We start from the raw sequence: 22,094 nt of genomic DNA, 5'->3' as shown, positions 1-22,094 counted from the left end.
AAACGCCGTGCAACTATGAAGTCACCCTGTTGATCGGATCCAAATGATCAATGAGAACCGAACAGACAGCAAGGAGAGAACACATGAATACAACAACTATCATCTGGATAGTCGTAGCAATCGTCGTAGTTCTGATTGTCGTCGGCATCATCATCGCAGTCAGTCGCAAGGCTGCCGCCAAGAAGCGCGAACACCAGCGCCAGGAAGCAGCCCGGATCCGTCAGGAAACCGCCGAGTCCGAACCTGAGGTCCATGCTCGGGAAGCGGACGCCGAGCGTCGCAAGGCCGAAGCGAAGAAGGCCGACGCCGACGCCGAGGTGCAGGCCGCAGAGGCCAAGCGCAGGACCGCCGAGGCGGAGAAGCTGGACGCCGACGCCGCCGAGCGTGATCGTCTGGCGCAGGAAGAGCGCGCCGAGCACGAGCGCAAGATGAAGCACGCCGAAGAACTCGATCCCGATGTGGACGCACACGGAAATCGTCGTCCGGTCGCCGAAGACGCGGACGCAGGTGCCGGAACGGCAGCCGGTGCAGGAGCGGGCGCAGGAGCCGGAACGGCAGCTGGTGCGGGAGCCGGAACGGCTGCCGGCGCGGGAGCCGGTGCAGGCCCAGAGGCCGATCGGGTTGCCGACGGACGTCACGATGCCAACGGGCGCCCCGTCGACGATGGCCGGCCGGTCGAGGATGGCCGGCCGGTCGCGAATGACGGGCGGCCCGTTTCGAACGACCCTCGTGCGGTAGCGAATGATGGGCAGCCCGTGGCCGGCGACGGACGGGTCGCGAATGACGATCGCCCCGTTGCGGACGAACGCCGGGACGGACACGATCCTCGGGTCGCGGACCAACCTCCGGTCGACGACGGTCGCCCTGCAGCCGAGGGGCGTCCGGCCGCGGACGACCCACGGGTTTCCGAGCAGCGCCCAGTTTCCGAGCAGCGTCGTGTTGGCGAGCAGCCTTCGGTTTCCGAGCAGCGTCCTGTCGGCGACGGCCAGCCTGTCTCCGATCAGGGTCCGGCCGCCGACCGAGAGCCGCGAACCGCGGATGACGGAGGGCGTCGTGAGCCCGCCGATCAGCGCGATCGTCCGGTCGTCGATGATCGTGGTGCCCCTCAGGCACAGGAAGGCGACCCCCGCCTCACCGATCGCAGCTACGACCCACGGGCCGCCGGGGACCAGCGCTTCGACGACCCGAACCCACCGCGGCACTGAGGACATCTCCACACGTCGGCAGGCTCATCACCCTGTCGGCGAATCACCATCCCGAATGAAACAATCAACGAAAGGTGAGGATAATGGCTGTCATCCTCTGGATCATCGCAGCTCTGCTCGTCATTTCGGGCATCTTCACCATCTTCCGCAAGCAGATCCTCTGGGGCGTCGTGCTCATCGTCGTCGGCTGCCTGGTCGGACCGGGTGGAGTGAGCATCTTCACCTGACTGTGTGGCTCCGATCGACCATCGGAGCATAAGAGCTTGCGGCGCCCCAACCCTTCGTGGGTTGGGGCGCCGCAGTGCTGTGTTCTCCGACCGAAGTGCCGGACGAGGCGATCAGCCGTTGAGGTGTTCGATCGCGTAGTCGGCCTGTGACGATGTGAACTGCTCGCCGTACTCACTGGTCAACTGGTCATGGATCGCATCCGGCGACATCGCCATGGTGTCTTGGTACGACCGTGCCTTCTCCAGCGCGTTCTGATTCCAGTCGGCGTCGACATTGTCGATTCCGTATTGTGCCGCCTCGGCGGAGAACTGCTCCCCGTATTCGCTCGTCAGCTGGTCGTACAGGCCGGCCTTGCTCATGTGCATCATGTCCGAGTACGACTGCGCCTTAGTCAGCGCGGACGAGTACTCTGCCGGAACGCTGGGCTCCTCCTCGACGACGGGAGCTTCTTCCTCGGCGGGGGCCTCGACGGGCTCCTCTTCAACAGGCTCCTCTTCGACCGGCTCCACGGCCGCGGGCTCTTCCGTCGGCTCATCGGCGACTGGAGCTTCCTTCGCCGGCTCCTCCTCCGGAGTCTGTTCGGCAACGGCCTCTTCGATGGGCTCCTCGACAGCCGCGGGTTCGGCCTCGACGCTCGGAGCAGGATCGGCGATCTGGGTGCCTGCCGTCGGCTTCGGCGAGAACGCGCCGACGAGGATGCCCAAGGCGATCACGGCGCCGGTGACGATCCACGCAAGCTTCTTGTGCTGCTGGTAACCGGCCAGCGGCATGCCCCGCTTGTCCTTCTGCGCTCCGGACAGGGTGAGGATGAGGTCCACGAGGGTCCAGATGCCGAAACCGCCGAGGGTGATGAGCTTGAGGAATCCAGTGCCGATCTTGCCCAGGTAGAAGCGGTCGATTCCCAGACCGCCCAAGAGCCACGAGAGGAGCCATGTTGCGATGAACGATTTCTGCCCGGCGTGCTGCTGCGTCGGAACCCATGGGCCCCCGTAGGTCGTCTGAGGCATCTGCTGCTGTGTCATTATCACTTCCAGTTGTTCAGGGAGGTTTCAAGTACAGCTATAGTCTATCGTGTAATTGAAGAGTAAACTACAAATTTGAAGTGATGTCGGACACTGCCTGGCATTCGCCTCGACCGGGCATATGCTGATGTCCACCGCAACTGCCAGCATGAGAGGACTCGCCATGCCAGAGACCCGTCCACCCGTCCCTCCCTTCACCGCCGAGACCGCAGCTCAGAAGGTCCAGGGCGCCGAGGATGCGTGGAACACGCGCGACCCGCAGAAGGTCGCACTCGCATACACCCCGGATTCCGTGTGGCGCAATCGCGACGAGTTCCTCACCGGACGGGAGGCGATCGTCGAATTCCTGACCCGCAAGTGGGAGCGCGAACTCGACTACGCCCTGCGCAAGAGCCTGTGGTCGTTCACGGATGACCGGATCGCCGTTCGCTTCCAATACGAATGGCACGACGCTGACGATCAGTGGTGGCGCAGCTTTGGCAACGAGCTGTGGGAGTTCACGCCCGAAGGGCTGATGGCGCGCCGGGAGGCGAGCATCAACGATGTCCCCATCGCCGAGGCGGACCGCCGGATCTTCGGTGCCCGCCCGGTCGAGGACCGTGGAGTCGAGATCGACCTGCGCTGAGGCATCCCCAGCGGGTACTGGGGGATTGACCAGCGCCCATGTCAGTCGATGCCGATACACTGAACCGTTATGGGAGCTACTCCACGAAATATTCGACAGGGCCTCGACCGTCTTCGTGCTATAGCCCCGTGGGCGGCCGCCGGGGTCGCGGGCGCGGTCCCGCTCACGGTGGGCGTATCGCTGGCGATCGACCTGGTGCAGAAGCGCGGTCGCAAACAGCGCAAGGCTCCACGGCCCGGCACGTTCCATACCGATGTCGAAGACTCCCAGCTGAGCATCTACACCGACGGATCGACGCTCTACGACGATATGCTCGCCGAGATCGATGCCGCGACGGAGTCGATTCAGATGGAGACCTTCATCTGGAAGAACGACGAGGTGGGCCAGCAGTTCATCGACGCCTTCAATGCGGCGGCGGCCCGGGGTGTCGCCATCCACCTGATCTACGACGGCTTCGCCAATCTGAGCATCTCCCGATCCTTCTACGGCCAGCTCGACGAGCGCATCAACGTCCTGCGCGTGCCCACCGTGGCCAGGAAGTTCTGGAGGGGTCCGCTGCGCTACTCGGGCTTCAACCACTCGAAGATCCTCGTCATCGACAATGATGTCGCGTTCGTCGGCGGCTTCAACATCGGCTCGCTCTACGCGCGTCATTGGAGAGACACCCACCTCAAGGCAGCCGGACCCGGTACCTGGGGTCTGCGTCAATCGGTGGCCCAGGTGTGGAACCAATTCCACGATTCGGAGGACCAGATCCCGTGGGTGGCGCCGACGGCCTGGGAGTCCAAGCTGCGGGTCTCACCGAACCTTCCGATCCAGCTGGTCTATCCGATTCGAGCCATGTACATCAACGCCTTCGAACGAGCACAGGACCGCATCTGGCTCACGACACCGTACTTCATCCCCGATCAACAGTTGCTCAAGGCACTTATCGACGCGGCAGCCCGCGGCGTGGATGTACGGGTCATGGTGCCTCAAGAGTCCAACCACATCCTCGGCGACTATCTCTCACGGGGATTCTTCGAACAGATGCTGCGCTCCGACATCACCGTACTGCTCTACACCGCAGCGATGATCCACTCGAAGATCGCCACGGTCGACGGCACATGGTCAACGGTCGGCACTGCGAACATCGACCGGCTCTCCCTCTCGTTCAACTATGAGACCAATGTCGAGGTCATCGACCCCGACTTCGCTGAAGAGATGGAGAAGGCTTTCCTCAGCGACGCCGAGCACTGCAGAGTCCTCGAGCATGACTGGCTGGACCGTCACCCCGTGGCGCAGATCGCCGAATTCGCGCTGCGACCCATGCGCTCGTTCCTGTGAGTCGACGGTCTCGGGCCAATGAGTGGACGGCCTGGGGTCAATGAGTGGGCGGCCTAGGGTCAATGATCGGACGGCCTGGGACCAAGCGAACGACTGGCCCTGGGCCGCGAGCATCGACCGCGCTCAGGGGCGCGCCCTGTTCCGCGGCTTCGCGCCGGTCTACGGAACATCGCCCAGACCCTTGCCGAGCTGTTCCATGACGATCTGGGTCTCACGGGTCAGGAGGTCGAGGGCGAAGCGGATCGTGCGCCTGTCCTGGGCTCCGGCCCGCGTGACTGCGGCGATGTGGCGGGTCGGGGCGTGTTCGCCTGTCAGCGGAATGCGCCGCACCGGGTGCAGGTCCTGTGAACGGGAGAGGCGGGAGGCGACGCAGATGCCGAATCCGTCGTGGACGAGGGCGGTGCCGGTGTTCCAGTCGTTGGCGTAGTGGCCGATGCGGGGAGTGAAGCCGGCGCTCGCGCAGTTGGCGACGACCAGCTGGTGGTATGTGGTTCCGGGGCGGCCGAGGATCCACGTCTCATCCCTGGCGTCGGCGATGGAGACCGAGGAGCGGTCGGCCAGGTGGTGGTCGAGGGGGACCATGAGGTCGAGCGGGTCGTCGATGAGGAACTGCTGGGCGAAGCGATCGTCGGGCCCGGCCGGCGTATCCGTGGTGACGGCGACGATGCCGAGGTCGACGTCGCCGGCCAGCAGGAGGTCGTAGCACTCGCTGGGCTCGGCCTCGATGGTCTGCGTGGCCAGGTTGGGGAACTCCTCATTGAGCGCTCGCATCGTCTGCGGCAGCAGAATGCTCGCCGCAGTGGAGAACGCGCTGAGCGTGATCGAGCCGGTCACCGTCGTCGAATAGGCGTCGAGGTCGGCCAACGCCCGCTCCCATTCGGCGGACATGACATCGACATGGCCCAGCAGCGAATGCGCGGCGGGAGTCAGCCGGATATTGCGTCCGTGCTGCTCGAGGACGGCGACACCGAGCTCCGTGGCCAGCTGTTTGACCTGGTGGGAGACCGTTGAGGGCGAATAGTGCAGAGCCTCGGCGGCGGCCGTGACCGTGCTGTGTCTGGCGATCATGCTCAGCATCGTGAGTCGATTGTCAATCATGCGAGTCCATCGAACGGTAGCGTTTATTATCTTACGATAGACAACAATACTTCAAAAGTCGCATGATGGGGTCATCAGGCCATGGGCACTCAGCCGACAGCGCCGATCTGAACAGAAGGAGGTTTCTGCTTGCCCGAATACGCACGCATCAGAGGATCGAGGCGCCAGCTGTGGATCGGTGCCGCCGTGCTGTTCACCCTCTCGGCCGCGGCCAACCTCGCCAGCCCCTTGTACCCGCTCTTCCAGCAGTCCTATTCCATGTCGGATTGGACGATGACGGCGCTGTACGCGACCTACGTCATCAGCTGTCTGCCTTCGCTGCTGCTGTTCGGATCCGCGGCGGATGCCTTCGGCCGCAAGCCCGTGCTTCTGGCCTCCATCGTCTGCGTCGGCGTGGGCACCTCGCTGTTCGTCGTCGGATCGATCGGGGTCGCCGGGCTCTTCGCCGGTCGCGTGCTCACCGGAATCGGCCTGGGTCTGGGCACCGGTGCCGGCATCGCCCTCATGGTCGAGGCCTCACCGGCTTCTCGTCCGTGGCTCGGTTCGACCGTGGCCACGATGTCCTTCGTCCTCGGCACCGGTGCCGGCCCGATCATCGCCGGTGTGGTCGCCGAGGCGGCCCCCGGTTCGGTCGGCACCGACGCTTCTTCCGGCGGTGCCGGGGCTCTCACTCTGCCGTTCTGGGTGATGCTCGCACTCCTCCTCGCCACCGCTGGACTCGTGGTCACGCTGCGTCTGCACAAACCCATCACCCGGCAGCGCTGGCGGCCGACCTGGCCATCGGTGCCCGGTCCGATGCGCTCGAACTTCAACATCGCGGCCGTCACCGGACTGCTCGGCTGGGGCGCACTCGGTCTCTTCCTCGCCCTGCTGCCGTCGATGACCGAATCCGTGCTGCCCGAATCGGGCACGCTGGCCTCGGGCCTCATCGTCGGTTCTGTGCTCGTCATCTCCGCCGGCAGCCAACTTGTGGCGCCGAAGCTGCAGCCGCGCGCAGCGCAGACGATCGGCCTGACGTTCATGGGACTCGGGGCAGCACTCCTGCTCAGCTCCAATCTGCCGAGTCTGGGTGCCGCGACCGCGCTCATCCTCATGGCCGCTGCCGCCGTCGCCACGGGCGCTGGTCACGGACTCAGCTATTGGGGCGCGAACCGGGAGATCGACGTCCTCACCCCGTCTCGTCAGCGGGCCGGAATCACCGCGGCCCTCTATCTCGCGTTCTATGCCGGTGCGGGGCTGCCTGCCATCGTCGTCGGCGCGATCGCCATCGGCACCTCGCTCATCGATGCGATCATGATCTTCACCCTCGTCCTGCTGCTGGCCGTCATCGTCTTCATCCCGGTGCCCAGCCTCGCGTTGACGACGATTCGCCGGTCCCGCGCGGAGGCGGCCGCGGCCCTCGATTCGAGAGCCCGGGAGAACGCTGCACGCGCAGATGCGGCTACACGCGCAGGTGCGGAAGAGAGTTCTGCCGAGGTGGCCGAGCACTCCACCTGGGACGCACCGTCCACTTGGGACGCACCGTCCACCTGGGGGCCGCAGTCCACGTGGGAGATGCCGAACCGATTGGCCTCGAGCGGGGACTACCATTCGTACTGACGACTTCTGACCCGCGACCGAGGACCACACCGTGACACTCACACCGGAACTGACCACCCAGCTCACCGCCTGGCGACGGGACTTCCATCGGTTCGCCGAACCGGGATGGACGGAGTTCCGGACCACCTCGGCGATCATTGCAGTGCTGCGCGATCTGGGATGGGACACGGTGTACGGTCCCGAACTCCACGACGCCGAGGCCCGACTGGGTGTGCCCGACGCCGAGGTCCTGGCGGGTGAACGTGAGCGTGCCGTTGCACAGGGAGCCGATCCCGAGCTGGTGGCGGCGATGGGGGACGGGTTCACGGGTGTCTTGGGAGTGTTGGAGACCGGCAGGCCCGGCCCCGTCGTGTGCTTCCGCTTCGACATCGACTCGAACGACCTCGTCGAACTGGCCGACGACAGTCACCGCCCCCATGCCGAGGGCTTCGCGTCGGTCAACGACGGTGCCATGCACGGCTGCGGCCATGACGGTCATGCCGCCATCGGCCTGGGACTGGCCACGACGCTCGCGCGGGTCCGTGAGGAGCTGACCGGCACCGTCAAGATCATCTTCCAACCCGCCGAGGAGGGGGTGCGCGGCGCTCATTCGATCGTGGCCGCCGGCTGGTTCGACGACGTCGACCTGTTCGTCGCCACCCACCTGAAGTCCGATGACGGAAAGGGCAACGTGCTCACCGGCTCAGACGGATACCTGGCAAGCACGAAGCTCGACGTCACCTTCACGGGGCTCGGGGCTCATGCCGGGGGAGACCCGGAGAAGGGTAAGAACGCTCTGCTCGCCGCCGCCTCGGCGACGGTGAATCTGCATGCGATACCCCGGCACTCCGAGGGGGCAAGCCGGATCAACGTCGGCACGTTCCATGCCGGAGAGGGGCGCAACGTCGTGCCCAAGGCGGCGTCGCTGCGGTTGGAGACGCGCGGTGAGACGAGTTCGATCAACTCCTACGTCGAGGAACGGGCGCGCGAGGTCATCGTAGGGGCGGCCCGGATGTATGACGTCGATGCTTGCGTGACCGTGGTCGGCAAGGCGGACCAGGAGTCGCCGAGCCCGGAGCTGCTGCCCTATGTCCGCGCGTGCTTCGAGGGCGTCGACGGGGTCGCCGAGATCCGCGACACCGGTGGACTGGGCGGATCCGAGGATGCCACCGCGATGATGAAGAGGGTAAAGGAGTGCGGAGGGCTGGCCACCTATGTCCAGATCGGGATGGACACCTCGTGGGGCCACCACACCGAACGCTTCGACGTCGACGAGGACATGCTCGCGCTCGGTGTGGAGGCCGAGACGACGATTGCGCTGGGAGCGGGGCGGTTCCTGGACGGGGTGGGACGTAGGTGAGGCCGACGACAACGAATGCGCGGGCGGATGCGGCGGAGATGACGGAAACCTCATCCGATGAACTCATGTGAATGTCGAGAATCACGTGCCCCCGACCTGGTGTCGAAGGTCGTCACTTCTGCTGACGCGGCTGCCCATATCAATCACAGCAATGGCGTTGCCATGAGCGGATTCACCGGCTCGGGATAACCGAAGGCGGCGGCCGGAGGTCGTCGCTGCGCACGCTCGTGACGAGCATGACGCCGGCCGCGACTTCGGCATCGAAGTCTGGACCGGAGCCTCTACTGGACCAGAACTCGACGGTGTCCTCGCCGAGGCGGGAGCCGTGAGCAAGCGTCTGCCCTTCCAGTCCGATCCTGCAATGCGGAAGTCGATCAACGTCGGCGATACCGAATACGTCGACCCCCACCTCAGTCAATCGGCCGAACGCGGTGGCCGAGGCGATCTCCGCGGTCGTGCCCTTTGCGAGCTACATCGACCACACCGAACACGACACCCAGATCATCGTCACCGAACATGGACTGGCCGACCTGCGCGGACTCTCCCCGGTGTCACAGGCACGCACCATCATCGCCAACTGTGCGCATGCGAGCTGCCGGGACCGCCTCGGCGACTATCTGGATCGGGCGATCCCAGAGAACCCGCACGGACGCCACATCACGTCCTGGCAAGGGCCTGACGAGGTTCAGCCTTCGTCGATGCCGCACCATTCGGCGATGAAGAGCGCCATGGATTTCGTGCACTTGCGCACTGATTCGATGCTCACGCGTTCGTCGAATCCGTGGATGTCCTCGGAAACGGGACCGTAGACCAGGGTCGGTATACCGCCGTAGTTGACGAAGACTCGACCATCGAGATAGCCGGGAGTGGTGAAGCTTGTGAGTTCCGCGCCGAAGGCATCGTGGTGGGTTCGTTCGAGCAGCTCCTCGGCATCGCTGCCGGGCTCGAGGACATAGCCGTCGGCGTAGAAGCCGTTCGGTGTCAGGACCGTGTCGAAGGTCGGGCGGGATGGGGAGCCGCCGTCCGCTGACCGTCTGGCACCGGCGTCGGTCACGCATTCTTCGATCTCGGTCCAGGCTTCATCGGCGTTGGTGCCGGGATAGGTGGCGACGCGGACCTGGAGCTCGCACCAGGCCGGCACGCTCGAGGGCCAGTCGCCGCCGCGGATCTCGCCGAAGTTGACGTTGATGGGGTGATCGAGGTCCTCGAAGTACGGGTGCTCACCCTTTCTGTCGTTCCACGTCTGTTCGAGGCTGCGCAGGGCCTGCATCACGTCGAACGCGGCATCGATGGCGTTGAAGCCGCTGGCCATCTCGCGTGGATGGGTCGGGTTGCCGCTGACCCTGACGGTGAACCACAGGACGCCCACATTGGCTCTGACCAGGGCATCCTCTTCGGGTTCCGAGATGATGACGGCGTCGGCGCTGTATCCGCGCAGCAGTGCTGCCAAGGAGCCGTTTCCGGTGCATTCCTCCTCGACGACGGATTGGAGGTGGACACGGCCGGTGAGGTCGTATCCGGCCCGACGGACGGCTTCGAAAGCGAACAGGTTCGCGATGAGCCCGGCCTTCATGTCACCGGCGCCGCGGCCGTACATCCACCCCTCGCACACCTCGGCATCCCAGGGTGAGCGTGACCATTTGTCCTCCGGCCCCTGCGGCACGACGTCGATGTGGCCGTTGAGGATGAGCGACCTCCCATTGTCTCTGCTGGGGTGGTGCGTGCCGACGAGGTTGGTCATCCCGGTGTAGTCGACGGTGGAGGGGCCGTACCCGGGGTGAGCCTTGAGCCCATCGGAGTCGATGGCCCATCGGTCTACGCGGAGTCCGAGATCCTGCAGGCGGGACTCGATGAGATCCTGTGCCGGTTCCTCGTGTTCCCGTCGCGACGGTGTGCCCACGAGCGCGGCAGTTGCCGCAAGCTGCTCGTCGAATCGGGCATCGACCGCCTGAATGATTCGCTGTTTCGCATCGTCCGTGATCATGACTTCTCCTCTGCGCCACACTCGTTCTTGGTACCTGCCGCGCTCGTCTGTGATGCCCGTTGCGTTCGTCTGCGAGACCTGCCGCGCTCGTCTGCGAGAACGCGGACCGATCCCGCGTTCAATTGTTGCACCGGTCTGCTTATCGGTCAGTGCTCACTTCGTGAGCACCGTCGGCACGGCTGCGACCACCCAAGCCAGCCCCGGGCCGACGAGGCACATGAGCCCGGCATATCCGATCATCTGCTTGTAGTAGCGGTCGCGGATCGTCGAGTGCACATTGGCCAGCAGCATCGCGCCATTGGTCGAGAAGGGGCTGATGTCGACGATGGTCGCAGCGATCGCCAGCGCCGCAACGAACCCGCCCACGTGTACGTCACCGGATTCGAGGAATGGTACAGCCAAGGCGATGACGACGCCGATGATCGCCAACGACGAGGCCAGCGCCGAGACGAGTCCCGACATGTAGAAGAGCAGGAGCGCGGCCAGCAGCGGAATGCCGATCGCCGAGATCCCCGCCGAGACCCATTCTACGGTTCCGGCCTCTTGGAGCACGGCGATATAAGTGAGCACACCAGTGATGAGTATGACGACCGACCACGACACTTTGGTCATGGCGGCCTTGCCCGCCGTCGGATCGATGAACGCGAGAACGACGGAGATCGTGATCGTCACGATTCCGACGTCCCACCCGAAGATGAGCACGGACAGAGCCATGGCGATCAGCCCGACCAGAGTCGGAACCTGACTCCTGACCACCCGGTTGCCCTCGACACCCCGGGTGGGAGACTTCGTCGTCAGGAGGCCCGACCGAGGTGCTGTCGGCGAGGTAGGGGAGTCAACGGAGCCGGGTACGGAACTCTCGGACTCGGCGGACAGCCGGTCGTCCGCCTCGGCGCGCAATCCGGGTCGACGGTGGAGGACGAGGTAGACGACGAGCGCGAATATGAGGTTGAAGACCAGCGGCGCGAGGAACAGGGACACCGGGGTGGGGGTCAGCCCGTTCTTGGCCAGATAGTCGTTGATGAAGATGCCGTAGACGCTGATGGGGGAGAAGGCCCCGGCCAGTGCACCGTGGACGACGAGGAGGCCCACCATGAACTGATTGATCCGATGCTTCCGTGCGAACGACAGAGCCAGAGGCGCGATGATCGCCACAGCGAAGAGCGCACCCAGAGCGATGAGTACCGCAGTGAGTCCGAAGAAGATCCATGGCATCAGTGCTATTCGGCCGCCGACGAGTTTCACGCACCAATTGACGATGACCTCGATCACCCCGTTGTTCTGTGCGAAACCGAACAGATAGGTCAGGCCCACCAGCGTGAGGAAGAGGTCAACGGGAAAGCCGGCGAAGAACTCCTCGGGTGCCTGATGGAGGACCAGACCGCCGACGCCGGCGGCGGCGATGAAGCCGAGCAGGCCCATGTTGATGTCACGCCACGTGCCGATGACGAACATCAGCCCGAGGACGATCACACAGATCAGTTCCGCACTCATTTGGACGGTGTCTCCTTCATCCTCTGCTTGCTCACAATTGCCGTCGTCTTCGCGGCTGGGGGAGCGGATTGCGGGATGACCCACATGGTGGGTGTGCCCGCTTGTCGCGCGATGCTCAATCTAAGCCAAATTCCAATTGCTGACCGTCCCATCTCGCGATGCAGGCAGTGTTCTGAGGTGTGAAGGCGAATCTCGCGTCAGTGTCGAATGGGAGGATCGACTTATGAAAGGGGCTGGGCGGACGATGAACAGGGCGCTGATCAAGGACTGGGTCGCGCAGATGTGAGCATTGCCGACGCGACTAAAACATTAAAAGACATTCGAAAGTCTATTCAAAAGCATATGTACAATTAAGATTCGAATCATGTATAGTTGGATTATCAGTTGATCTGAATAACGCTCCACTCACTCTTCCCGACAAAGACGTACGAGGCAGGTGAACCGCAATGAAGGCCACAGGCACAGCTCATGATGCGCAGTGCGGCGATGGCGGGGGCCAGCGCCTCCGGGCCTCGAGCACGAATGCTCGCGCGGATGACGCTGAAGGCGCCTCACCTCGTTACAGTGTCCGGTTCGAATCCAGTGTCACGAAGCTCGCAAGCACGTCCGCCGAATCCGACCAGACGCAGCTGAAGGTCCTCGAGCTCAGTGCTGGAGTCATCCTCGAACATGTCATCCAGAACCACGGCTCCGATGTTCCCGAGGGCGATGACCCTTACAGATTCTCGACGATCGCCGGCACGGTCGCTCGACGTGACTACCCGTCCGACGAAGAGAGCGCCAGCGGCGTCAAACAACGGGCCACCTTTTCTGACATCGCGTGGAACTCCGGTCCTCTTGATGAATCCGACTTGGACCTGACGTGCACAGATCTCGTCAGGGTCCCCAAAACGTCAACGGCCGTGATGAGCTACGACCCGAAATTTGCCGCGAGCGTCCGGTCGCCACAAACTGAGTCAGAGCCTGAAGTCGCCGAACCTCCAGACTTCCCGGGCTTCGAACCGGGCACGGACTTCTCCCTGTGGGTTCATGACAATGTGCTTACCGAAGACATCGCTGAGATCTCGACAGCCTTCGGAACGTCCACTCCTCGCACATATCGCCGCCTGACCTCGGCGATGACGGTGATACATGGACTCCCGCGGTTCGCCGAACGCGTTCGCGACGGCGAATTCACGTATGCACATGTAGAGGTCGCCGCAGATCTGTGCCAAACGGTGGCATTGCGGTATCTTCCCACGCTCGACGACTACTTGGCTGTTCGCAGGGCAGACGTGACCAGCGAAACACTTCGGACTGCCCTGCGGAAGAAGATTCAACTCTTCGAGCCGAAGGAGGACCGGGCCGAAGTGGCCGCGCGCCGCCGCCGTGTCGACGTCGACACGTTCAAGGACGGCAGCGCATGTATGTCAATGACAGGCCCAGCGGCAGAGGTCAACGCCAGCTTTCAGCGGATCCAGGCAATGGCCAGGGCGATCCATTCAGGACAAACGAGCACCTTCAACCTGGCACCCGGCGTTGAGATCATCGACGATCGCACCATCAACAACCTCATGTTCGACATCGCGACGCGTCCCCAACCTAAGCTGGACATCAAAGTCAAGCAGATCGACCCGGTGACCGGAGTCCAGAGCACCTCTGAAGCGCCGCTTCTGGACAACGATGGGAACCCTCTCTTTGACTTCGACGACCACAGCATCGGCAGCCTCACCGACTGCGTAAGGAGAAATGCACCTGCTTCCGCGGTGGGAACGGCTTTTGCTTCTGAGTCGCTGCCGCAAGCTGAAGCCGCTGAATACTCTGTGACGGTTGGGATGCCTACAGACCAGTGGTGGCTGGCCAACCAAGCCGCAGTCGTGGTTACAGTTCCGTTCCTCACGGTCACGGCTGATTCGGAGCTTCCAGGATCTCTCGCCGATGGTTCGCCTGTGCCGGCAGAGACCGCACGGCGCATCGCCTCCCGTTCAAAGACTCTGACGAGGATACTGACGGATCCTGCCACTGGCACTCCGGTCGATGCGAAGGCCACCACGTATCGAATCCCGAACGATGTACGGAAGACGCTCATCGCACAATGGGCGATGTGCACGGCACCCGGATGTAGTCGAAGAGCAGAGAAATCAGAGATCGATCACGTCATTCCTTTTGACCATGACCACCCTGACCAGGGCGGGCTTACCCGATTCATGAATTTGCATCCACTATGTAAGAGACACCATGCGGTGAAGACTGCCCGGAACTACTCGGTGCGAATGCCGAAATCGGGTGTTGTGGAGTATGAATTCACTCATGGCGTGACAGCGACCGTCGCCGCTCCCGATCAACCGGTCGACGTTTCTCATGCGCTCGAATTCCATGCACTGAGCGGGATGCGCCCCAGGCGGTGGCGAATCCCGAAGGACAAAGTGCCTCCACCGGTATATGTTCTGGAACTGATGCCCGGTGAGTCGACCATTCGTGAACGAGAGGAAGCGAGAAGGCGTGACCAGGAGCGTGCTGAGCACGACCGACGTTTGAAGGACGGTTATGACCGGGCGAGGACAGAACGTCGACAGTTGATGCTCGAACGGGCGCGAGACTGGGAAAAGGCAGCCTTCCAGCTCTGCCTACCACCGGGGTCGAACCCGGTGACGATGAAGAGGCTTCCGAAAGGGCGACGTCGGAATCACTCGCGCTACAGGGCGAAGAAGACTGGCGACGGTCGCATCTCGCGGTTCGAAGACAGGGGCATCAAGGACGCCTGGAGAGTTCCGCGAGCACAGTGGGAACACGATCTCGCGAAGGATCCGCCACCATTCTGAAACGACGCACGCTCCAATCTGAAACGACGCACGCTCCAATCTGGATTGGCGCATAAACCAAGGCGCACACTCCGATTCTGAAGTGGCACAATCTGTCACTGACCTGGAGTGGTTCAGGTGAGATCGCGGGCTTTCAAGGGATGCATAGCTGAGTTTGCTACGGTCTCACTCATGAAGCGTGCCAGGTGACTCGATCTCTCGGGTTGTTCGGGTCCGCAGAAGGAGAATCGGAATCCGTGCTGTTCAGCAAGCTGTTCGACAGATTTCTGCCACCGGGTCGCAGACTCAACCCTGAGGCTCTGGCCTGGGTGGCAGTGATCCTCGCCGCCATCGGAATGCTCGCCGTCGAGTCCTCGATCGCGGTGGGAGTGCACGAAGCTCCTGTCGCTCTGGCATTCACCATCGCGGTCTTCCACGCCGGATCGATGCCGTTGTCGATGCTGCGTCCGCTCTTCGGCGCAATCGTCTCCGTCATCGCCTGCGGCGCCCTGCCGTTGCTCGGGCCCTATATAGCGGGGGCGCCGTGGCCGTGGATGGTGCCGATGATGATCACGCAGATCCTCATCATCCTCATCATCGGCCTCCGCGCGCATTGGGGCGTGGCTTTGGCTGCGCTGCTCGCGAGCATCGCGATCTCTGCGGCCGTTGCCGTCATCGGGTACATGCAGCATCCCGAGAGTCGGGCCGATCCTTCGATCGTCAACATCGTCGTCTTCGCCTGCATCGCCGGTGGCTTCTACGTGGCCGCGGTGATCGTCCAGCAATGGCATCTGATTCGATCGCAGCTGGTGCAGGAGAAGGAGAACACAGCCGAAGAGCATTCGAAACGCGTCGTGGTGGAAGAGAAGACCCGCATCGCCCGGGAGCTGCACGACATCGTCGCCCACAGCATGTCGATCATCAACATCCAGGCCTCGAGCGCACCATTCCGCCACCCCAACATCGATTCCGACGTGGAAAAGGAGTTCGAAGACATCTCCGTCTCCGCTCGTCACGCGCTGACAGAGATGCGTGGCCTGCTGGGCGTGCTGCGAAACGACGATTCGAGCCAAGAGCTCGCACCGCAGCCGAAATTCTCCGAGATCGAAGGCCTCGTGAAGAAGGCGCAGGCGGCCGGAGTCAACGTCACGATGGAACGCAGCGGGGAACCGCTCGACCGCAGTCTGCGCGACAGTACCGGGCTGGCCGGCTATCGGATCGTGCAGGAAGCGCTGAGCAACGCCATCCGCCACGCGACCGAATCACACATTCACATCAAGGTGGACAGCGGCGGCGCCGCCGTGTGGATCAGCGTCGTCAACAGTGCCGGAAAGGGCCCCTCGGAGGCTGCGAAGAACGAGGTCCATCGCCATCAGGGCCTCATCGGAATGAGGGAACGGGCCGCCTCTGTCGGTGGCGAGCTGCGCACCGGATGGACCAGTGACGGAGGTTTCGAAGTCGAAGCTGTGCTGCCGCTGGCGGTGGCGGATTCGCACACGTCCGATATCCGGGATACCGGGGACAACAACTCGGGGAGCCAGAACACCGGTGACTCCGAATCCGGGAGCCGGAGCGCCGTTCAAAGTGGGGCCAGAGACCATGACAGGGGCGAACACGCGCCACGCGGAGATGCCGCAAATGGTCATGACAGTACCGTCAACGCCGAGGAGGTCAACGCCGAGGAGTCCAACGCCGAGGAGGTCGGTGCCGAAGCTGGAACCTCGCACCCTGCGAAGTCGACCCCGAACCTAGACCAGTCGAATCCGAACTCAGACCAATCGAATCCAAGATCGGACCGGGCCGGCCAGAACGCTGAGAACACCGCAAACCGCGACAATACGCCGGCCCAATCACACGGTGGCGAAAGGAGCAACGCGTGATTCGGATCGTGATTGCCGATGATCAGGCGATGGTACGGGCAGGTTTCGCCGCTCTGCTGGACGCGCACCCCGATATCGAGGTGGTCGGTCAGGCACAGGACGGAGTCGAATGTGTGAGCCTCGTCGCCGAGGTGAAACCAGATATCGTCCTCATGGATGTGCGGATGCCTGAAATGGACGGCATTGAGGCCACTCGAGAAATCCTCTCGGCGGGTACCGGAGCCGGTTCCTCGAACGGATCCGAGGAACAGGATCCGTCGTTCCATGATCTGCGAGCACAGGAACTGCCGACGTCCGCTCTCCATTCACCTGACCTCCAAGAACCTGGCTTCCAATCCGCTGATCTGCAGCCATCCCCACTGCATGACCAGTATCAGCAGACCGACCGCGATCACGATCAGCAAACGCAGCGGTCGACGTTGAGCACCCTGGGCACGAACACCATCGACGGGGGCGTCCCGCGGATCATCATGCTCACGACTTTCGACATCGACGACTACGTCTTCGATGCGATCCGGGCCGGTGCCAGCGGCTTCCTCCTCAAGGATGCTCCGCCCAAGGAGCTCGCCGAGGCGGTGCGTGTGGTGGCATCGGGCGATGGGCTCCTGGCCCCGAGCGTCACCCGCCGGGTCATCGAGCACTTCGCCGCGGGACCGCAGAGTTCGAACGCCGCTGCCCTGCCGGATCTCACCGATCGGGAACGCGAGATTCTGGTGCTCGTGGCACGCGGTGAAACGAATACGGAGATCGCAGCCTCGCTGTTCATCGCCGTGCAGACGGTCAAGACTCATGTCTCGAGGATCCTTTACAAGCTCGACGCCAGAGACCGTGCGCAGGCGGTGATTGCGGCCTATGAGTCCGGACTCGTCGTGCCCCGGACACAAGTCTGAACGCTTCACCCCTACCCGAGTAGGGGGTGGAATACGGTGCTCTGGGGTGACGCCAAACAGCTGGTGGGACCTATACCGTCAGTAATATGGAATCAGTAGATGTCGTGAATAGGCCCCTGTCGACACCCGCCCTCGGGAAAGAATCCAGGGCTGAGGTGTTGCAGCGAAGGCGCGCCAATCGCGGCACCGCGCAGCAGGAATTCGCCAGCGACTTCAGTGCGCTCATGGCTCAGGTCAAAGAAGCCGGCCTGCTGGCACGGCGACCAGGCTGGAACACCCTGCGCTTCGTCCTTCTCGGGCTCTCCTACGTCGTCGCCTTTGCGATGCTCTTCCTCATCGGTGAAAGCTGGTGGCAGATGGCCACCGCGGTCGTCTTCGGGATCATCTTCACCCAGACAGCGTATGTCGCCCACGACGCGGCGCACCGTCAGATCTTCACCAGCGGCAAGGTCGGCGAGTGGGTCTCGACCATCATCGGCAATCTCTTCATCGGCCTCAGCTACGGCTGGTGGCTGAAGAAGCACAATGCTCTCCACCACGCGAATCCGAACAAGGCAGGTGTCGACGGCGACATCGCGCCGGGTGCACTGGTCTTCACCGCCGAAGACGCGCAGCAGCGCTCGGGTCTGGCGAAATGGTTCGCGGCACGGCAGGGCTGGTTCTTCTTCCCCCTGCTGACACTGGCCGGTCTGCAGCTGCACGTGAATTCGGTCAAGGCGATCATCAAGGGACAGTCATCGATCAAACGTCGTTGGATCGAAGGCGTCTTCATCACCATCCGACTCATCGGGTTCCCCCTCATCGCCATCTGGGCAGCCGGGCCACTCATCGGCATCGTCTTCACCATCGTCCAGGTCATGGTCTTCGGTGTGCACATGGGCGGTTCGTTTGCTCCCAATCACAAGGGGCAGCCGATCGTTCCCAAGGACGTCAAGATCGACTTCCTGCGCCGCCAGACTCTGATGTCACGCAATATCTCGGGCGGGCGTCCGATGGGCTTCCTCATGGGTGGCCTGAATTATCAGATCGAACACCACCTCTTCCCCAGCATGCCCAGCGTCAATCTGCACAAGGTCCAGCCGATGGTCCGCGAATACTGCCGCCAGAAGGACATCGAATATACGGAGACGACGCTCTTCGAATCTTTCGGCATCATCGTCCGCTACCTCAACCGGGTCGGCCTGGGACAGTCAGACCCCTTCGACTGCCCGGTCACCGCGCAGTTCCGCTCGCGCTGAGCCAATGCTCCAACCGGACGAGCGCGCAACCCGACGACTGTGCAAGCCGACAACTGAGCAATCCAGAGACTGAGCAACCCGGCGAGCGTGCTATCCGTAAAACTGAGCAACCCAGCGAACGGGCGACCTTACGGCCGATGATCGGAGAACCGGAGCACAACCTCGGCGGCCCGGCTTTGGGTGTCTTCCCGGGCCAGGGCCGAGTTCCTCAGGTGAGGTCGTCGTGAACGCCTGAGACCCACTCGGCATAGCGTTCGGCCGAGCTCGCAACAGCTTCACCGGCCCCTGACGCGATCGTCTGCCCGAAGTTGCCGTACATCCGGTCGAAATCGAGATCGGCCACCGAGGCGGCAATGCGCCTGACGACTCTCGCCGACAGCGGCAGGTAGTTGGGGAAGCTGCGCATGAACGTGACCCAGCCGGAGCGGGCCACCGGTCCGATCGTGTCACCGCTGAGCATGACGCCTTCACCATCATGTCCGGTCCACAGAGCCACGGCGCTTCCGGCGAAATGGCCGCCAGTGCGCTGCAGTCGAACACCGGGAACCGGCTCGGACTGCTGGTAATAGAACCAAATGTTCAGACCCTCGCGCTGGACCCATTCCGCATCGGCTCGGCAGACGAAGATCGGTGCGTCGTCGAAGGCCGCACTCCATTCGAGCTGCAGGCCGAACATGTGGGGATGACTCGCGGCGATCGCTTGGATGCCGCCGAGCTCCGCGATCGCGGCAACCACTTTGTCATCGATGTAGGGAGGGACGTCGAAGAGCACATTGCCGTGCTCGGTCTGAGCCAGATAACACGTCTGCCCGATGCCCAGCTTCGGTTCCACGCGCAGTGCGAAAAGGCCCGGTTCGCGTTCGGCGATCGAGACACTGTGCTGCTCGGACTCGAGATCTTCACGCGTCGTCCACACCTGACCCGTCGAAGGCAGCCACTGTCGTTCGTCAGCACAGATCGGGCACACATTGGGCGGAGGCGTGGACGTCTCGACACCGCACGTCCGGCAGATAGTCACATTCGTCAGGGCTGTCATCGGTGTGGACCTCCTGCACCCGAGGATAGTCCCCGAGCGCAGGTGGGGCCAGCTGCCTGCTTACAGACGTCGCGTGAAAGGTGCAATATCACTAGCCGAAACAACTGAACGGCGATGCAGTAGCCCCTGTTAGCGTCCATCACTATGGCAACAGAATCTTCGCATCAGCACACACATACACAGCTGCCCACCGATGCTGTGGGCAAAGCCGGTGTCGGCAGCGAGAACGAGCCCGCGGACCGCTACCGGACGAATCCGCGCGGCGTCGACGTGATCGAGCACACCCGCATCCCGCTCGCAGACGGTGTCGAACTTGCGGCCCGAATCTGGCTCCCGGATAACCTTGGAGACAGCGCGGTTCCAGCCGTTCTCGAATACATCCCTTACCGTAAGAACGATATGACCGCTGGCCGCGACCAGACGATCCATCCCGAGTTCGCGCGCGCTGGCTATGCCAGCATTCGCGTTGACCTGCGCGGATGTGGAGATTCAACTGGCGTCATGACCGACGAATACTCCGCAACCGAGCTCGACGACGGGCTGCAGGTCCTCAGCTGGATCGCAGCACAGTCGTGGTCGAACGGCAAGGTCGGGGTGATCGGAAAGTCCTGGGGCGGTTTCAACGGCCTGCAGCTTGCTGCGCTCCAGCCACCAGAACTGGCCGCAATCATCACTATCTGTTCCACCGACGACCGTTATGCCGACGACGTTCACTACAACGGCGGCGCAATCGTTGCGGACCAGATGCTGTCTTGGGCCTCCACGATGTGGGGGTACAACGCGCGCCCGCAGGATCCGGCGATCATGGGTGAGGGTTGGGACGAGGACTGGAAACGTCGCATCGACGAAGCCCCTGTCAACATCAACGATTGGCTCGGCCACCAACGCCGCGACGAGTACTGGAAGCACGCCTCGGTGTGCGAGACACCTGAAGCCATCCAGGTTCCGATCCTTGCAGTCGGCGGCCTCCTCGACGAATATCGCACGACCCTGTTCCGTCTCATGGAGAATGCGAACGAGCAGAGAGAGTCGAACCCGGAGTACCCACCCGTCCACGCGCTGCTGGGTCCGTGGGCACACAATTACCCACACCAGGCAGCACCGGGGCCAGGGATCGACTTCATCTCCGAAGCCGTGCGCTGGTGGGACCAGTGGATGAGCGGAATCGACAACGGAGTCAAGGAGCAGCCTCAGCTGCGGGCCTATGTCCCCGACAGCACACCTGTCCACTCGGACCGTGAGAACCGACCCGGACGGTGGATCGCAGAGAACACCTGGCCCTCACCACAGGTCGAGGACACGACTTGGAAAGCCGAGGTCTCGGCAGTGGCTGGCCCCCGACAGCTGCGAAGCACGGAGCTCATCGGCTACAACGCCGGTAACTGGCTGCAGTTCGGAGAAGCCGCAGGCATGGCCGGGGATCAGGCTGCAGACGATGCACATTCCTATACTGCGGACTGGCAGCTGCCTGACGGACTGGAGATCATCGGCACTCCGGGCATGAAGGTCACTGTCAGCTCAAACGCCGATCGTGGCGTCATTGCCGCCCGGATCTGCGATGTAGCTCCTGATGGTTCCTCAAGGCTCGTCACCATGGGTCTGTTCAACCTGACTCACCACTCAACGCACGAACATCCCGAAGCGCTGACACCGGGGGAGTGCGTCGTACTCGACTTCTCGCTCCTGTCTGTTGCCCATCGGTTCCTGCCGGGCCACCGTCTGCGGCTGAGCGTCTCATCGAGCTTTTGGCCGATTCTCTGGCCGTCACCGGAAGAGACGCTCGTCACTGTCATCGAAGACCCTCAACTCGATTTGCCGATCAGACGAGTCGTCTCGCCTGACGAGGATGCGCGTACTTCAGAGGCACTCACCGCGCACCTCGGCACACCTCCGAGCCCTCCTTTGTCGACCATTGACGCGTCCGGTGTGCCGATGACCCGCCGTCTGCAGTCAGATCTGGTGAATCGGAGCGCTACCGTGACCACAGAAGCAGAGGGCTGGCAGACGAACACGAGCGATGGTCTCTACTACTACACTCTCGAACGAGACTCCTATGAGCGGAACGAAACTGATCCGCTCTCGCCGACGGCCATCTGTGAGCGAGTGATTAGGTATCGGAGACCTGCGCTCGCTGATCCTGTCGGCGACCAGGCCCGGCTGAAACAGATGGACGCAAGCGCGCTCACCAGCGACGATCAGGGCTGGGATGTCGAGTTGCGGACGCGGAGCACGATGAGCGGCGACGCAGTCAATTTCCTCGTCACAAACGAGCTTGTCGCATACAAGGATGGAAAGCAGTTCCACTCACGAACGACCACGAAGAGCATTCCTCGCGAGCTGAACTGAGTTC

The 22,094-nt window shown here is 63.0% G+C and carries 16 protein-coding genes and 1 pseudogene; 12 read left to right on the top strand and 5 right to left on the bottom strand.

The genetic code is table 11. The features are described 5' to 3' along the window. The first annotated feature begins 83 nt into the window (after positions 1-83). Positions 84-1,205, top strand: a complete 1,122-nt coding sequence (locus BKA07_RS15185; protein WP_167951625.1) for a hypothetical protein — start codon at positions 84-86, stop codon at positions 1,203-1,205. 83 nt (positions 1,206-1,288) lie between these two features. Then, complete coding sequence (locus tag BKA07_RS15180) at positions 1,289-1,432, top strand: GPGG-motif small membrane protein (protein ID WP_167951624.1); 144 nt, start codon at positions 1,289-1,291, stop codon at positions 1,430-1,432. Between the two features lie 111 nt (positions 1,433-1,543). On the opposite strand, the gene BKA07_RS15175 is transcribed toward BKA07_RS15180, so the two are convergent. Then, positions 1,544-2,455 carry an Ltp family lipoprotein gene (locus BKA07_RS15175; protein ID WP_245161974.1) on the bottom strand — a complete coding sequence of 304 codons (912 nt, stop codon included), beginning with the start codon at positions 2,453-2,455 and terminating at the stop codon, positions 1,544-1,546. A 163-nt stretch (positions 2,456-2,618) separates the two neighbouring features. Between BKA07_RS15175 and BKA07_RS15170 the strand changes: the two genes are divergently transcribed. Both BKA07_RS15170 and BKA07_RS15165 read left to right on the top strand, forming a co-directional pair. Continuing rightward, positions 2,619-3,080, top strand: a complete 462-nt coding sequence (locus BKA07_RS15170; RefSeq protein ID WP_167951623.1) for a nuclear transport factor 2 family protein — start codon at positions 2,619-2,621, stop codon at positions 3,078-3,080. Positions 3,081-3,149: 69 nt separating this feature from the next. Then, complete coding sequence (locus tag BKA07_RS15165; RefSeq protein WP_167951622.1) at positions 3,150-4,406, top strand: phospholipase D-like domain-containing protein; 1,257 nt, start codon at positions 3,150-3,152, stop codon at positions 4,404-4,406. A 159-nt stretch (positions 4,407-4,565) separates the two neighbouring features. Here BKA07_RS15165 and BKA07_RS15160 read toward each other — a convergent pair whose 3' ends face one another. Further along, positions 4,566-5,504 carry a LysR family transcriptional regulator gene (locus BKA07_RS15160; protein ID WP_167951621.1) on the bottom strand — a complete coding sequence of 313 codons (939 nt, stop codon included), beginning with the start codon at positions 5,502-5,504 and terminating at the stop codon, positions 4,566-4,568. 129 nt (positions 5,505-5,633) lie between these two features. Between BKA07_RS15160 and BKA07_RS15155 the strand changes: the two genes are divergently transcribed. From BKA07_RS15155 to BKA07_RS19845, 3 genes and pseudogenes are all read left to right on the top strand, one after another. Further along, a complete protein-coding gene (locus BKA07_RS15155) occupies positions 5,634-7,103 on the top strand; it encodes an MFS transporter (RefSeq protein ID WP_167951620.1) in 1,470 nt (489 codons plus the stop codon). Between the two features lie 31 nt (positions 7,104-7,134). Beyond that, the gene (locus BKA07_RS15150; protein WP_167951619.1) at positions 7,135-8,442 is read left to right on the top strand and encodes an amidohydrolase; all 1,308 of its coding nucleotides are present in this window, start codon (positions 7,135-7,137) and stop codon (positions 8,440-8,442) included. Positions 8,443-8,873: 431 nt separating this feature from the next. Further along, positions 8,874-8,996: pseudogene (locus BKA07_RS19845) on the top strand (acetyl-CoA hydrolase/transferase C-terminal domain-containing protein); the annotation flags it as partial. 131 nt (positions 8,997-9,127) lie between these two features. On the opposite strand, the gene BKA07_RS15135 reads toward BKA07_RS19845, so the two are convergent. Both BKA07_RS15135 and BKA07_RS15130 read right to left on the bottom strand, forming a co-directional pair. Then, positions 9,128-10,426, bottom strand: a complete 1,299-nt coding sequence (locus tag BKA07_RS15135; protein WP_167951618.1) for an ArgE/DapE family deacylase — start codon at positions 10,424-10,426, stop codon at positions 9,128-9,130. A gap of 153 nt (positions 10,427-10,579) precedes the next feature. Then, the gene (locus tag BKA07_RS15130) at positions 10,580-11,920 is read right to left on the bottom strand and encodes an SLC13 family permease (RefSeq protein WP_167951617.1); all 1,341 of its coding nucleotides are present in this window, start codon (positions 11,918-11,920) and stop codon (positions 10,580-10,582) included. A 446-nt stretch (positions 11,921-12,366) separates the two neighbouring features. Here BKA07_RS15130 and BKA07_RS15125 point away from each other — a divergent pair, with 446 nt between their 5' ends. From BKA07_RS15125 to BKA07_RS15110, 4 genes are all read left to right on the top strand, one after another. Next, entirely contained in the window at positions 12,367-14,721 is a 2,355-nt protein-coding gene (locus BKA07_RS15125; protein WP_167951616.1) for an HNH endonuclease signature motif containing protein, read from the top strand. A gap of 236 nt (positions 14,722-14,957) precedes the next feature. After that, entirely contained in the window at positions 14,958-16,580 is a 1,623-nt protein-coding gene (locus tag BKA07_RS15120) for a histidine kinase (protein WP_167951615.1), read from the top strand. Continuing rightward, on the top strand, positions 16,577-17,470 hold the full coding sequence (locus tag BKA07_RS19840; protein ID WP_342449091.1) for a response regulator transcription factor: 894 nt from the start codon (positions 16,577-16,579) through the stop codon (positions 17,468-17,470). The genes BKA07_RS15120 and BKA07_RS19840 overlap by 4 nt, the downstream gene beginning before the upstream one ends. A gap of 86 nt (positions 17,471-17,556) precedes the next feature. After that, entirely contained in the window at positions 17,557-18,708 is a 1,152-nt protein-coding gene (locus tag BKA07_RS15110) for a fatty acid desaturase family protein (RefSeq protein ID WP_245161973.1), read from the top strand. 208 nt (positions 18,709-18,916) lie between these two features. Here BKA07_RS15110 and BKA07_RS15105 read toward each other — a convergent pair whose 3' ends face one another. Beyond that, a complete protein-coding gene (locus BKA07_RS15105) occupies positions 18,917-19,744 on the bottom strand; it encodes a hydrolase (RefSeq protein ID WP_167951614.1) in 828 nt (275 codons plus the stop codon). 144 nt (positions 19,745-19,888) lie between these two features. Here BKA07_RS15105 and BKA07_RS15100 point away from each other — a divergent pair, with 144 nt between their 5' ends. Then, positions 19,889-22,090, top strand: coding sequence for a CocE/NonD family hydrolase (locus tag BKA07_RS15100; RefSeq protein ID WP_167951613.1), 2,202 nt, complete (start codon positions 19,889-19,891; stop codon positions 22,088-22,090). Positions 22,091-22,094: the final 4 nt, after the last annotated feature.

This window comes from Brevibacterium marinum, from assembly GCF_011927955.1.
Lineage (GTDB): Bacteria > Actinomycetota > Actinomycetes > Actinomycetales > Brevibacteriaceae > Brevibacterium > Brevibacterium marinum.
The sequence above is the reverse complement of the archived record's forward strand: the minus strand, read 5'-3'. Positions and strand labels throughout refer to the sequence as shown.

What these genes read in the sequence shown, in the direction of transcription:
- BKA07_RS15170 (WP_167951623.1), top strand. Translation starts at nt 2,619, where the DNA reads ATGCCAGAGACCCGTCCACCCGTCCCTCCCTTCACCGCCGAGACCGCA.
- BKA07_RS15160 (WP_167951621.1), bottom strand. Translation starts at nt 5,504, where the DNA reads ATGATTGACAATCGACTCACGATGCTGAGCATGATCGCCAGACACAGC.
- BKA07_RS15185 (WP_167951625.1), top strand. Translation starts at nt 84, where the DNA reads ATGAATACAACAACTATCATCTGGATAGTCGTAGCAATCGTCGTAGTT.
- BKA07_RS15105 (WP_167951614.1), bottom strand. Translation starts at nt 19,744, where the DNA reads ATGACAGCCCTGACGAATGTGACTATCTGCCGGACGTGCGGTGTCGAG.
- BKA07_RS15130 (WP_167951617.1), bottom strand. Translation starts at nt 11,920, where the DNA reads ATGAGTGCGGAACTGATCTGTGTGATCGTCCTCGGGCTGATGTTCGTC.
- BKA07_RS15125 (WP_167951616.1), top strand. Translation starts at nt 12,367, where the DNA reads ATGAAGGCCACAGGCACAGCTCATGATGCGCAGTGCGGCGATGGCGGG.
- BKA07_RS15180 (WP_167951624.1), top strand. Translation starts at nt 1,289, where the DNA reads ATGGCTGTCATCCTCTGGATCATCGCAGCTCTGCTCGTCATTTCGGGC.
- BKA07_RS15175 (WP_245161974.1), bottom strand. Translation starts at nt 2,455, where the DNA reads ATGACACAGCAGCAGATGCCTCAGACGACCTACGGGGGCCCATGGGTT.
- BKA07_RS15100 (WP_167951613.1), top strand. Translation starts at nt 19,889, where the DNA reads ATGGCAACAGAATCTTCGCATCAGCACACACATACACAGCTGCCCACC.
- BKA07_RS15165 (WP_167951622.1), top strand. Translation starts at nt 3,150, where the DNA reads ATGGGAGCTACTCCACGAAATATTCGACAGGGCCTCGACCGTCTTCGT.
- BKA07_RS15135 (WP_167951618.1), bottom strand. Translation starts at nt 10,426, where the DNA reads ATGATCACGGACGATGCGAAACAGCGAATCATTCAGGCGGTCGATGCC.
- BKA07_RS15110 (WP_245161973.1), top strand. Translation starts at nt 17,557, where the DNA reads ATGGAATCAGTAGATGTCGTGAATAGGCCCCTGTCGACACCCGCCCTC.